Annotated in this window: 11 protein-coding genes; 4 read left to right on the top strand and 7 right to left on the bottom strand. The window is 73.0% G+C overall.

Translation table 11 applies throughout. The features are described 5' to 3' along the window. Positions 1-85: 85 nt before the first annotated feature. Positions 86-1,537 carry an MFS transporter gene (locus tag CG723_RS01795; RefSeq protein WP_234374087.1) on the top strand — a complete coding sequence of 484 codons (1,452 nt, stop codon included), beginning with the start codon at positions 86-88 and terminating at the stop codon, positions 1,535-1,537. Continuing rightward, complete coding sequence (locus CG723_RS01800; RefSeq protein ID WP_100591366.1) at positions 1,534-2,718, top strand: amidohydrolase; 1,185 nt, start codon at positions 1,534-1,536, stop codon at positions 2,716-2,718. Before CG723_RS01795 ends, CG723_RS01800 begins: the two co-directional genes overlap by 4 nt. Here the strand turns inward: CG723_RS01800 and CG723_RS01805 are convergent. The 4 genes from CG723_RS01805 to CG723_RS01820 form a co-directional block, all read right to left on the bottom strand. Further along, entirely contained in the window at positions 2,715-3,125 is a 411-nt protein-coding gene (locus tag CG723_RS01805) for a VOC family protein (protein WP_100591367.1), read from the bottom strand. The two genes, CG723_RS01800 and CG723_RS01805, sit on opposite strands and share 4 nt — an antisense overlap. A gap of 97 nt (positions 3,126-3,222) precedes the next feature. Then, a complete protein-coding gene (mmuM, locus tag CG723_RS01810) occupies positions 3,223-4,137 on the bottom strand; it encodes a homocysteine S-methyltransferase (RefSeq protein ID WP_100591368.1) in 915 nt (304 codons plus the stop codon). A 127-nt stretch (positions 4,138-4,264) separates the two neighbouring features. Next, complete coding sequence (locus CG723_RS01815; protein WP_100591369.1) at positions 4,265-7,159, bottom strand: glycoside hydrolase family 2 TIM barrel-domain containing protein; 2,895 nt, start codon at positions 7,157-7,159, stop codon at positions 4,265-4,267. A gap of 15 nt (positions 7,160-7,174) precedes the next feature. Beyond that, positions 7,175-8,401 (bottom strand): ROK family protein, encoded by a 1,227-nt coding sequence (locus CG723_RS01820; RefSeq protein ID WP_100591370.1) that lies wholly within the window; start codon positions 8,399-8,401, stop codon positions 7,175-7,177. A gap of 132 nt (positions 8,402-8,533) precedes the next feature. On the opposite strand from CG723_RS01820, the gene CG723_RS01825 reads away from it, so the two are divergent. Both CG723_RS01825 and CG723_RS01830 read left to right on the top strand, forming a co-directional pair. After that, entirely contained in the window at positions 8,534-9,226 is a 693-nt protein-coding gene (locus tag CG723_RS01825; protein ID WP_100591371.1) for a pyridoxamine 5'-phosphate oxidase family protein, read from the top strand. 61 nt (positions 9,227-9,287) lie between these two features. Then, complete coding sequence (locus CG723_RS01830; protein WP_100591372.1) at positions 9,288-10,607, top strand: radical SAM protein; 1,320 nt, start codon at positions 9,288-9,290, stop codon at positions 10,605-10,607. Positions 10,608-10,659: 52 nt separating this feature from the next. On the opposite strand, the gene CG723_RS01835 is transcribed toward CG723_RS01830, so the two are convergent. The 3 genes from CG723_RS01835 to CG723_RS01845 form a co-directional block, all read right to left on the bottom strand. After that, positions 10,660-11,127, bottom strand: coding sequence for a peroxiredoxin (locus CG723_RS01835; RefSeq protein ID WP_100591373.1), 468 nt, complete (start codon positions 11,125-11,127; stop codon positions 10,660-10,662). Next, a complete protein-coding gene (locus CG723_RS01840) occupies positions 11,124-11,546 on the bottom strand; it encodes a DoxX family protein (protein ID WP_389482172.1) in 423 nt (140 codons plus the stop codon). The genes CG723_RS01835 and CG723_RS01840 overlap by 4 nt, the downstream gene beginning before the upstream one ends. Before the next feature lie 89 nt (positions 11,547-11,635). Then, positions 11,636-12,916, bottom strand: coding sequence for a DUF1906 domain-containing protein (locus tag CG723_RS01845; protein WP_234374088.1), 1,281 nt, complete (start codon positions 12,914-12,916; stop codon positions 11,636-11,638). Between the last annotated feature and the right edge of the window lie 211 nt (positions 12,917-13,127).

Genomic DNA, 13,127 nt, shown 5'->3' on the forward strand with positions numbered 1-13,127 from the left:
TGAATATTCGGGGCCGCCCGTGCCTCGGCCCGCACAGTAGCGACCACATTCGGTTCCGGCCACCAGAAGACCCAGAGGTGAAGCTGTGTCCACACACATAACGGGAACAGGACGCGGGCCGAGAGCGGTCAGCTCCGGCCCGGCCATGGTGGCGACGATGGCCGTCGTCGTCCTGCTCAGCGGCATCGTCCAGGGCTATCTGACCCCGCTCCTCCCCGAGGTCGGCCGGAGCCTGCGCATCGGCACCGTCGGGCAGAACAACATCTATCTGCTCTTCCAGCTCGCCTGCGCCGTGCTGACACCGCTGCTGTCCCGGCTCGGTGACCTGCACGGACACCGCAGGCTGCTGCGGGTGGCGCTCGCGATGGTGGCGGGCGGCTCGCTCCTGATCGCCGCGTGGCCGTCCGCAGTGACCCTCGCCGTCGGCGTCACCCTCCAGGGCGCCCTCGTCGGCTTCTTCCCGCTCCTCGTGGGCATCCTCCGCTCCCGCGCCCCTCAGCAGAACCGCACCGGCATCTCCCTCCTCGTGGGCGTCCTGCTCATCTCGATCGGCGTCGGCGGTCTCGTGGCCGGCGCGCTCAGCGAGGGACACGCGGAGGCGGGCCTGTGGACCGCGGTCCCCGTCGCCGTGCTCGCCGTCGTCGCCGGTCTCGTACTGCCGGACAGCGACATCCCGCGCGGCGGGCGCTTCCACTACGGTGCGGCGGCGCTGCTCACCGCGGGCCTCGTCGCGCTCGTCCTCGTCCTCGCGCAGGGCAGCACGTGGGGCTGGGGCTCGGCGCGCACGATCGGGCTCGCCGTCGTGGCCGTGGCCGTCCTCACGGCCTGGGTGGCCGTCGAGCGCCGGTCCGAGAACCCGCTGGTCAGCGTCCGCATGCTGAGCAACCCGCGGCTCGCCGTGGTCAGCGGCTACACGTTCTGCGCCGCGTTCGGCACGATCGGCTTCCTCGGCGCCAACGCCCTCTTCCTCGGCTCCTCGCGGTCCGAGAACGGCTACGGCATGGACATGGGCCCGCAGGCCATCGCCACGATCTCGCTCGCCATGGTCGTGGCCGGATTCGCCGGATCCACGCTGACCCCGCGCCTCGCCCGGCGCATCGGCGACCGCGCCGTGCTCGCCACGGGCGGCGTCCTCGTCGCGCTCGGCTTCGTCGGCATGGCCCTCTTCCACGACAGCCTCGCCCAGTACGTCACATCCGCCCTCGTCGTGGGCCTGGCGACCGGGCTCTTCAACTCGATCACGCGGACCCTGTCGTCGGAGGTCGTCGAGGAGCACGAGACCGCACTCGCCGTCGGCCTCAACGAACTCGCCCTCTCCCTCGGCGCGGCCATCGGCGCCTCCGTGATCGGCGGCTTCTTCACCGCCCACGCCGTGCCCGGCACCACGCGCATCGCGGAGTCCGGCTACCTGTGGGGCTGGGGCGCGTGCGCCTGCGCCGCCGTCGTCGGCACGGTCCTCGCCCTGCGCTATCGCGCGCCGCAAGCCGACCCCGCCACCCCCGTACCGCAACTCGCCCCGAGCGGAGACCTCGCATGACCGACACCCCGACCGCGCGCAAGACCGTGACCGGCGCCGTACGGAACTGGCGCGAGCAGGTCGTCGCCCTCAGCCACGCCCTGCACGACGACCCCGAGACCGCCCTTGAGGAACACCGCGCGGCGGCCCGGATCGCCGACCTCATGGAGGGCGCCGGCTTCGACGTCACCCGCGGCGCCGGCGGCCTCCCCACCGCGGTGCTCGCCACCTACGGCACCGGCGACCTCGTCATCGCGTTCTGCGCCGAGTACGACGCCCTGCCCGGCATCGGCCACGCCTGCGGGCACAACGTGAACGGCGCCGCGTCCGTCGGCGCCGCGCTCGGCCTCGCCGCCGTCGCCGACGAACTCGGCGTCACGGTCAAGCTGATCGGCACGCCCGCCGAGGAGGACATCGGCGGCAAGGTGCTCCTGATGGACGCCGGGATCTTCGACGACGTCGCCGCCGCGATGATGGTGCACGCCGCCCCCGACGACACCGTGGGCGCCTCCTCGCTGGCCATCGGCGCCTGGGACCTCGCCTATCGGGGCCGGCCCTCGCACGCCGCGCTCGCCCCCTGGGAGGGCGTCAACGCGCTCGACGCCATGACCGTCGCCCAGACCGCGGTCGGTCTCCTGCGCCAGCAGCTGCCGCCCGGCGTCGTCGTGCACGGCATCATCACCGACGGCGGCCAGGCCGTGAACGTCATCCCCGCCCGCACCGCCGCCCGCTACGAGGTCAGGGCGCGCACCGTGGAGCAGCTCGCCGAGGCCTGGCAGCGCGTCAGGGCGTGCTTCGAGGCGGGCGCGCTCGCCACCGGCGCCGAGCTCGAAGCGAGCGCGCACGGAAGGGACTTCGCCGATCTGCGCCAGGACGAGGAGATGACCCGGTCCTACGCGAGGGCCGCCGGCGAGCTGGGCCGTACCGTCACCTCGCTGCACGGCGAGACGATGGCGTCGACCGACATGGGCAACGTCTCGCAGCGCATCCCCACGATCCACCCCACGGTCGGCTACGACACGGGCGGCGCCAAGCAGCACACCCCCGAGTTCACAGCCCACGGCAAGACCCCGGGCGCCGACCTCGCGGTGCTCGACGGGGCGACGGCCCTCGCCCTCGTCGGCGTCGACCTCGCCACGTCCGAGGCACAGCGCGTCCGGCTGCTCGACGGGGTGGGCAAGCGCCGGGCACACGCCTCCTAGGCGGTGGCCAGCGGTGCGAACAGGTCGACCCCGTTCCCGTCCGGGTCGAACACCACGGCGTACCGCTGGCCCCAGAACGCGTCCCACGGCTTGAGCTCGCCGTCGTACCCGGCGGCCGTCAGCTCCTCGTAGACGGCGTCCACCCCGGCCGCGTCGCCGCAGTGGAAGGCGAGCCCGTGCCGGGAGGCGCCACGGGCCGGCGCCCGCCAGGACGGGTGGAACGACTTCACGGTCTCCTCGGTGTCGAGCAGCACGCGAAGCCCGCCGGGCAGGACGGCCTCCGCATGCGGCTGCTCCTCGGCTCCGTCCGGGAACGCGAGCCCGAGGCGGCGGTAGAACGTGACGGCGGCGGCCATGTCGGAGACGACGACGCCGACGGCGTCCAGTCGTGCGGTGATCTCGGTCATGGCCCCACCGTAGGCACCCGCCCCCGCACGGGTCTTGAACGAATCGGACACTGCCGCGTCGCGCCGCACCCACGGCCCGGTCGCCGGCCCGCGCCGCTCAGCGACGTACGGCCGCCGCGAGCGCCGCGATCCGGTCAGGGCCCACGCGGCAGCAGCCCCCGATCAGCCGCGCCCCGGCCCGCTCCCAGCCGGCCACGCGGTCCGCGGTGAACGTGGCCGCGCCCCGCCAGCCGCGCGCCCCCGCGTCCCAGGACTCGCCGCTGTTCGGATAGGCCACCACCGGCTTACCGGTGACGCGCGCGGCCAGGGCCACCGCGGGTTCGACCTCCTCGGGGGCACAGCAGTTGACCCCCACCGCGACGATCTCGTCCGCGTCGGCGGCCAGCGCGAACGCCTCCTCCAGGGGCTGCCCGGCGCGGGTGCGGTCACCGGCGACGCTGTACGACAGCCACGCCGGGACGCCGAGCCCCCGCACGGCCCGCAGCAGCGCCCGCGCCTCGTCGGTGTCCGGCACGGTCTCCAGGGCGAGCAGGTCGGGCCCGGCCGAGGCGAGGACTTCGAGCCGGGGCCGGTGGAAGGCCTCCAGCTCGGCCACCGTCAGGCCGTAGCGGCCCCGGTACTCCGAACCGTCGGCCAGCATCGCCCCGTACGGGCCCGCCGACGCGGCCACCCACAGCGGACCCGGCACCCCCTTCGCCTCCGCGCGCCGGGCCGCCTCGCGCGCCAACTCGACGCTCAGGGCGAGCAGTTCGGCGGCCCGCTCGCGGGAGACCCCGCGCCGCGCGAACCCCTCGAACGTCGCCTGGTAGCTCGACGTGATCGCCACCGAGGCCCCCGCCTCGTAGTACGCGAGGTGCGCGGCCACGATCGCCTCGGGCCGCTCGGTGAGCAGCCGCGCCGACCACAGCTCGTCGCTCAGGTCGTACCCGGCGGACTCCAGCTGGTTGGAGAGCCCGCCGTCCAGGACGACCGGCCCCGAGGCGAGGGCTTCGGCAAGAGGGGGTGACGTCATACGACGACGCTAACCGTTCCTGGGGACTGAGCGGGAGTGAGTCCTGTTGCCAGGTCTCGTGCTCAGCCGAACGCCCAGACGTGATCGAACCGAGCGCGGAGCGGGACCTTCCGGTGTCCGCCGTGGCTCAGCCCGCCGCCGAGAACGTGAAGGCGAACGAGGCCGGGGCCACCTCGTGCACGTACTGCGGCAGCGGGCCAGGGCCGCAGGACTGGGAGCCGATGCCGTGCTGGGCGTGGTCCAGGTTCACCCACACCGTGTCCCCGGCCACCAGGTCCGTGCGGTGCCCGGCCGCGTCGAGGTGTTCGCCCGTCCAGCGGCGGGCCGTGAACCAGAACTCCGGCTCGCCGTCGATCCGCAGGCCGCCGATCTCCACCCGGCGGACATCCGCCCGCGCACCGTTCTCCTGCGGACGCACGTACGGCGTCTGGAGCTCGTCGACGGACGCCTCCCACAGGCCGAGCCGCGACGCGGCCCGCGTGTCCGGATAGGCCTCGCCGGGGCCGCCGCCGAACCAGCGCGCGTGCGTCGCGGACGACGGGAGGCCGAGGCGGACGCCCAGGCGGGGGAGCGGCACCGTCCAGTCGCCCTCGGGGGTCACCGAGACCGTGAGGGTCAGGCGGCCCGCCTCGTCCGCCGTCCAGCGGTACACCGTGGCGAGCGCGAACTGCACGGCCGCGGGCGCCACCCGGGTCCGCACCGTCAACCCGCTCGATCGCAGGGTCAGTTGGTCCAGGCGGTGACGCATGCGGTGCAGCCCGGCCGCGCGCCACAGGGGGCCGAACCGCCGGTCCGCCTGCCAGTCGGCGCCGTTGTCGTTGTCGGTCGGCGCCCGCCACACATCGAGGCGCACCCCGGTGACCGGCACCTGTCCGACACTCCGCAGCTCGCCCGTACGTGCGTCGAAGGCGGCCGGGCCGAGCGTGATGACGTCCGCGTCCCGCACGGGCGACACCCCGCTCGCGGGAACGACCGACTGCCGCCCCGATACGGGGAGTTGCCCCCACGCCACCACATGACCCCGGTCCGCCCACGCGGTGTCGTCGGCCAGCGCCGCCCGTACCGACCACTGCGTCTCCGCGCCCCGCGCCGCGTCCGGCGGGGCGGGCAGCTTGACGTCCGCGCTCTCGCCGGGCGCGAGCGTCGGCACGGAGAGCGGGCCCGACTCCACCGGTACGCCGTCCACCTCGTACGACCAGGTGAAGGCCAGCGCGGCGAGGTCCGCGAAGTCGTGGCGGTTCGTGACGCGGACCGTGCCGGCCGTACCGTCGCCCTCGATCAGGACCGGCTCGATCACCTTCTTGTACTCGACGAGCCCGGGCGAGGGCGTGCGGTCGGGGAAGAGGAGGCCGTCGCAGACGAAGTTGCCGTAGTGCAGCTCCTCGCCGAAGTCACCGCCGTACGCGTACCCGTACCGCTCGTCCGCGAGGCCGTGGTCGATCCACTCCCAGACGAACCCGCCCTGGAGCCGGTCGTACGTCTCGAAGAGGCGCTGGTACTCGGAGAGCCCGCCGGGTCCGTTGCCCATCGCGTGCGCGTACTCGCACAGGATGAACGGGAGTTCGCGGCGCGCCTCGCGTCCGTCGTCCTCGTAACGTCCGATGCGTTCGACCTCGGCGTGGTCCGCGTACATCCGCGAGTAGACGTCGGTGTCGGCGCACGACGCGTCGCCCTCGTAGTGCAGCGGGCGGGACGGGTCGCGGTCGCGGATCCAGCCGGCCATCGCGGTCAGGCCCGCGCCCGTGCCGCACTCGTTGCCGAGGGACCAGATGACCACCGAGGCGTGGTTCTTGTCGCGCTCCACCATGCGGGCGGCCCGGTCGAGGAGCGCCGGGGTCCAGCGCTCGTCGGCGACCGGATTGCCGTTCCACCGCTCGTGGGTGAAGCCGTGCGTCTCCAGGTCGCACTCGTCGATCACCCACAGGCCGAGCTCGTCGCACAGGTCGAGGAAGGCGGGGTGGGGCGGGTAGTGCGAGGTCCGCACGGCGTTGATGTTGTGCCGCTTCATGAGGAGGACGTCGTGACGCATCGTCTCCTCGTCCACGGTGCGGCCGTGCTCCGGGTGGAACTCGTGCCGGTTGACGCCGCGGAAGAGGATCCGCTTCCCGTTGACCTTGAGGAGGCCGTCCTCCACGACGACCGTACGGAATCCGGCGCGGAAGGGGATGATCTCCCCGCCCGGCGTGGCCAGTTCACCCGCGTACAGGCGCGGCGTCTCGGCCGTCCACGGCTCCACCGGCAGCGTCACCGACTCCCCGGTCCCGACGTCGACGCCGAGTTCGGGCACGGTCACGCGGCCTCCCGCGCCTGCCTCGACCCGCAGCGTGCCCTCGCCGGTGCGGTGGTCGTACGCGGTGTGCACGAAGAAGTCGGCGTCCGCGCCGTCGGGCCGGTGCAGCAGCGTGACCTCACGGAAGATGCCGGGCATCCACCACTGGTCCTGGTCCTCCAGATAGGAGCCGGACGACCACTGGTGGACGCGTACGGCCAGGACGTTGCCCTCCGCGCGCAGCAGCCCCTCGACGGCGAACTCGTGCGGAAGCCGTGAGCCCTTGAACTCGCCCAGCTCCTCGCCGTTCAGCCAGACCCGCGCACACGACTCGACCCCCTCGAAGCGCAGCACGGTCGCTCCCGATCCGGGCCAGTCGTCCGGCAGGTCGAAGACACGCAGATGGTCGCCGGTCGGGTTCTCGGTCGGGACGCGCGGCGGGTCGACGGGGAACGGGTAGAGAGTGTTCGTGTACGCAGGTGACCCGTAGGCCCCGTCGCCCTGGAGCACCCAGTGCCCCGGCACCGTCAGATCCGCCCAGGCGGACGCGTCGTAGCCGGGGCGTGCGAAGGACTCGTCGTGGCCGTCGGCCGTCGCCGCGAGGCGGAAGCGCCACGGGCCGTTGAGAGACAGGGACTTGGCGTCGGATGCGGCATACCAGGAGCGCGGCGCGACACCGCCGGTCCCGGGGGACACCTGCTCGTAGTAGGGGAGTGCGGATTCCTCGGGGAGGGACACCTCGGGGAGGGACATCGTTCTCCTTGACGGTCAGGTCGTGTGCGGGGTGAGGGTGGTGCCGGTCGGGCCCGGCGACGACAGCACGCCTTCCAGCGCGAAGGTCGCCGCGCCCAGGCTCACGGGGTCGGTCGGTATCGGGGACAGGACGATCTCGGTGGCCGCGAACGGGCTGCCCAGGGCGTGCCGCGCGACGGCCTCGCGTACTTCGGTCAGCAGGGGCGTACCGAGCGCGGCCGCCACCCAGCTGCTGAGCACGATCACTTCGGGGTTGAGCAGGTTCACCAGGTCCGCGACGGCGGCGCCGAGATGGCGGGCGGTCTCCCTGACGACCCGCAGCGCCACCGGATCGCCACCGGCGGCCGCACGGCCGAGCGCGCCGATCGTGGCGGTCTGGTCGTCGTCGGTCAACAGGGCGCTTTCCGGGGCGAGTTCACGCAGCGTCCGCATGATGGCGGGCGCGCCCACGTACGCCTCCACGCACCCGCTGTCGCCGCAGCGGCACGGCCGCCCGTCCAGGACGAGCGTGGTGTGACCCCACTCGCCGGCGCTGTTCGTGACACCGCGGTGCAGGGAGCCGCCGAGCGCGAGGCCCGCGCCGACGCCCGTACCGAGGTTGATGACCACGGCGTCGTCGCGGCCCCGCGCGGCGCCGAACCACAGCTCCGCGAGCGTGGCCGCCCGCAGCGGGTTGTCGAGGTGGACCGGGTAGGGGAAGCGCTCTGCGAGCAGCGCGGTCAGGGGCACGTCGCGCCAGCCCCAGTTCGCGGCGCGCACGGCGACACCGCGCTCGCGGTCGACCTGCCCCGGCATCGTGACGCCCACCCCGAGCACGCGGGGCGGGCGGCGCGGGCCCGCGGCGGCGACCACGGCCCCGACCGCCGCGGCGATCCGGCCGACGACCTGCTCCGGGGCGGACTCGCCGGGCCGCAGCTCCTCCTCTGCGCGCGCCACGACGCCCAGGGCGAGATCGAAGAGCTCCGCGTGCACGTACGTCTCGGCCACGTCGACGCCGATGAGGGCGCCGCCCGCCGCGTCCACCGCGACCAGTGAGCGCGGACGCCCACCCGCGGACTCCTCGAAGCCGACCTCGACGAGCAGGCCGAGCGCGGTGAGCTCACCCACGAGCGTGGCGACCGTAGCCTGGCTGAGCCCGGTCCCCCCCGTCAGCTCGCCCCGGGAAGCGGGGGACTTGGCGATGAGGTGGCGCAGCACCGCGTACCGGTTCGCTGTCCTGATGTCGCGGGATGTGCGCTTCACCGTGTCCCCTCCACTCCTGGGCCCCCTTCGACGCTACGGCCGCCCGCACCCTTTCTACAAGGGGTTTGAAAAGGGGTTGCCAGAAGTCCCCGCCCGCGAGGGGGTGATCACCACGGAGTACCGTCCGACCGCATGACCCAGACCGACATCGCGACAACGCTGTCGCGCACGCTCCCGCAGACCGACCGCACCCGCCACAGCAGGCTCCGCGAGCAGGCCAGCCTCGAACGCTCCGACCTCGAGGCGATCCTCGACGCGGGGTTCGTCTGCCACCTCGGCGTCCTCGTCGACGGCCGCCCCGTCGTCGTCCCCACGGTCTACGGCCGCGACGACACCCGGCTCTACCTGCACGGATCGGTGGCGAGCCGCAGCCTGGCCGCCGAACCCGACGGGCCGATATGCGTGACCGTCACCCATGTCGACGGTCTGGTCCTCGCCCGCTCCGTCTTCGAGCACGGCGTGAACTACCGCAGCGCGATGATCCACGGCGTACCGCACACGGTCACCGACCCCGACGAGAAACTGGCGGGCCTGCGCCGCCTCACCGAGCACGCGACCCCGGGCCAGTGGACGTACGCCAGGCAGCCGAGCCGCAAGGAGCTGGCCGCCACCACCCTCCTGGTCCTGTCTCTCGACGAGGCCTCCGTCAAGATTCGTACGGGCGCCCCCGACGACGGCGACGGGCCCGACGCGGCCCTCGGCCTGTGGGCCGGCACCCTGCCCCTGACCTCCCGCTGGGGCGCGCCCACCGCCGATCCGCTGCTGCCGACCGGCATCACCGCCCCGGCACACATCGTGGCGCGCGCGGGGACCCGGCAGGGCTGACCGGCAAGCGGGGGCATACCGTGAGTTCTCGAGCACTGGTTCTGGGAGCGAGGAGAACGGGATGCAGAGCCGCACGGCGCTGGTCGAGGACCTGATGGAGCGCTTCCCGCACGTGCCGCGGGAAGCGGTGTTCAAGGAGGACCTGCTGCGCGGCGGCGTGGCGTTCGACAGGTCCGCGCTCAGCGACAACGAGTCCGGTGACGTCAAGCCGAAGTCGTACTTCATCTTCTCCTTCGACCACGGCACGCTCCCCGAGCTCGGCGAGGCCGCGCTGCGCCGCCCGCCGGAGGAGATCATCCTCACCGGCGGCCCGTACGACCTGCGGCGCACGGTCGTCTCGGTCCGTGTGAACCCCTCGTCGCCCTACCGGGTCGCGGCCGACGAGGACGGGATGCTCGGGCTCTACCTCGACGGGAAGCGGATCTCGGACGTCGGCGTCCCGCCGATGCCGGAGTACTACCGGCACAAGCTCTCCAACGGGAAGTCCGTCATGGAGGTGGCCCCCACCATCCAGTGGGGCTACCTGATCTACCTGACGGTCTTCCGCGTCTGCCAGTACTTCGGCGCCAAGGAGGAGTGCCAGTACTGCGACATCAACCACAACTGGCGCCAGCACAAGGCGGCCGGCCGCCCGTACACCGGCGTCAAGGACGTCGACGAGGTCCTCGAAGCCCTCGAGATCATCGACAAGTACGACACCACGAAGGCGTCCACGGCCTACACGCTCACCGGCGGCGCGATCACCTCCAAGCTCCAGGGCCGCGACGAGGCCGACTTCTACGGCCTGTACGCCAAGGCCATCGAGGAGCACTTCCCCGGCCGCTGGATCGGCAAGGTCGTCGCCCAGGCGCTGCCCAAGGACGACGTGCAGCGCTTCAAGGACTACGGCGTGCAGATCTACCACCCCAACTACGAGGTGTGGGACCGCCGTCTGTTCGAGCTGTACTGCCCCGGCAAGGAGCGCTACGTCGGCCGCGACGAGTGGCACAAGCGCATCCTCGACTCGGCGGACGTCTTCGGTGCGCGCAATGTGATCCCGAACTTCGTGGCCGGCGTCGAGATGGCCGAGCCCTCCGGCTTCGCCACCGTCGACGAGGCCATCGCCTCCACCACCGAGGGCCTGCGCTTCTTCATGTCGCACGGCATCACGCCCCGCTTCACCACGTGGTGCCCCGAGCCGACGACCCCGCTCGGCAAGGCCAACCCGCAGGGCGCGCCGCTGGAGTACCACATCAGGCTCCTGGAGGCCTACCGCTCCACGATGGAGGAGTACGGCCTCTCCTCGCCCCCCGGCTACGGCCCCGCGGGCGCCGGCCGCGCCGTGTTCTCCGTCAGCTCGTTCATGGACAGCCTCGCGCCGGAGCCGGCCCCGGCCGGCTAGCCGCGGGATCCGGGCGCGGTGCCGGCCCGACACCCGCCCGGTCCACCTGTGTTCAGGCCGCCCGCTCGCGCAGCATCGCGAGCGCGCGGTCGGCGTGGGCGCTCATCCGGAACTCGCTGCGGACCACTTCGAGGACGACGCGGTCAGGACCCAGGACGAACGTGGCCCGCTTGGTCGGCGCGATCGAGAAGCCGCGCGCGACCCCGAACCTCTCGCGGACCTCGCCGTCCGCGTCCGAGAGCAGCGGAAAGCCGAGCGTGTGCTTCCCGGCGAACTCCGCCTGGCGCTCGACCGGATCGGCGCTGACGCCCACGGGCCGCGCGCCGACGGCCGCGAACTCGGCCGCGAGATCCCGGAAGTGACAGGCCTCGGCCGTGCACCCGGGCGTCATGGCCGCCGGGTAGAAGAACAGGACGACGGGCCCCTCGCTCAGCAGCTCCGACAGCCGCGTCGGGGTTCCGCTCTCGTCCGGCAGGGTGAAGTCCTCGACGGTGTCGCCCGCTTCGACGCGCTTGCTCATGATCCGGCCTCCTGGGCCTTGGCCACGCCGCGCGCCCACAGGACGAGCGGCACCTGAAGGGGAAGCCGCACGAGGGCCGCGGTCCTCAGCGGCGCGGGCTTGTCGCGCCAGTCGACCGCCATCTGCACATTGGCGGGGAAGACGCCCACGAAGAACGCGGCAGTGGCCTGAGCGGCCCTGCGGCGCGTCCACGGCAGCGCGATGCCGGCCGCGAGCGCGAGCTCGACGGCGCCGCTCGCGTACGTCCACGCGCGTGCGGAGCCCGGCAGTGCGCGGGGCACCGTGGCGTCGAAGGACTTCGGGGCGACGAAGTGCGTCACCCCGGCACCGGCGAGCAGCCCGGCGAGGGCGAGTGACTTGCGGGTGGACGACGAACGGGCCCTGGAACGGGGCCTGGAACCGGAAGCGGGGCGGGGCACGGAACCTCCTCGGATGACTGGCGCGCGATATTACTCGGGAGTAAGCGCGCTGGGGAAGCCTGCGTGACCGAGCCCCTGTCGCCCCTGGCCTATCCGACGTCGAGATAGTCGCGGTCGATGTTCACCTTGGCGCCGCCCCAGGTCTCCTGGACCTCACCGGCGTACTGGTGGATGCGCTGACTGCCCGGCCAGGCGGAAGCCGGGACGTAGCTGCCCGCGTCGGTGGTGGCGGTGCCGTTCCATGCGGCGAACCAGATGTGGTCGACGCGTGTGTACGCCGGGTTGTCGTGCTCGGCCGCCGCGTCGCGGACGCCGGAAGAGGCGCCGGAGTAGAAGCCGGAGAGATAGCCGCCGGCGTGCAGCGCCTCGGTCCAGCCGGACAGGTAGGAGAGGACGGCCGCTTTGCAGGAGGCGGTGGAGGCGTAGCCCTCGATGTCGTTGTAGAGGGCGCTCCCCGCCGGGATGCCGAGCGCCCGGGCGGCGGACACCGAGCCGACGGCGGCAGCGGCGCCCTGAGAGCGTGCGGTGGCCGGATCGGCGGACATCCGGTTGGAGAAGGTGGTGCAGGGGGCTTGCCTGCCGACCTCGATCGGGATGAGCCGCCACCCCTTCGCGGTCTGCTTGCTCACCCAGGAGGCGGTGAGGTTCGGCTGCGCGCAGGCTCGTGTCTGGCCGCTGATGTAGACGCCGACGGCGCCGTACGGGGAGTCGGCCCGCCAGGCGTCCATCGTCTTCTGGGAGGGCGCGGTGCAGGCGTCGAAGCCATGGCCGGTGAATTTGCCGGGCTGCGCCCCCGCGGCGGCCGCGGTCCGCGCCGCCCGGGCCGTCGGCAGCGGCGCGGGACTGCCGCCCGCCGTCAGGGTCGCCGACCCCAGGACCTTGCGTACCGCGGTCTCGTTGGCATCGGTGTGCGACGCGGTGACGAGTACGCCCGCGCTCTCGACGGCGACCTGGATCTCGTCGTTGGTGGAGACCGCGCCCGGAGCGACGGCCGAATGACCGGCGGTGCGTGCCGTGGAGGGCGTCACACGGTGGGGGTCAAGACCGGCAAGGGGTTCGACGACCAGGCCCTCCGTGCGTCCGACCAGCCTCGCCGGGCACGTCGACCCGTTGCCGGGACGGCCGAGATAGACAGTGGGCCGGTCGAAACGTACGCAGGCGTCTGGGCGCCGGTCGAGGTCGACGACCTGCCACGTGGCCGGGACCCGCACCTGGTAGCCGTGGTACGTCACCACTTGTGCGCCGTCCTGCGCCTGCGCCGGAGCTGCCCCGACGGGCGCCGCGGACAAGGCCCCCAGTGCGACGAGCAGTGCCGCCGCCGCGGTGGCGGCCGGGCCGCGCCTGCGCCGGACGATCGGACGAAGCTGCACGACGGTCTCCTCTTCGGAGGGGGATCAGGGTGGCTGCAGCGCTAGGTGTACCGCGTCGGGTCAGCGAGGAGGCTGTACGACGCGTGGGATGTGACGAGGTGTCATCCGCCCTCCGTAGTCTCACTCACCTGGTGTCCGACTCAGGGCTGTGGGCTGGTGTCCGGGGGTTGGGTGCGAGGCCGATAAATGCCTGGCGCCGCGCCTCTTGCCT

This window comes from Streptomyces sp. CB01635, from assembly GCF_002803065.1.
Classification (GTDB): Bacteria; Actinomycetota; Actinomycetes; order Streptomycetales; family Streptomycetaceae; genus Streptomyces.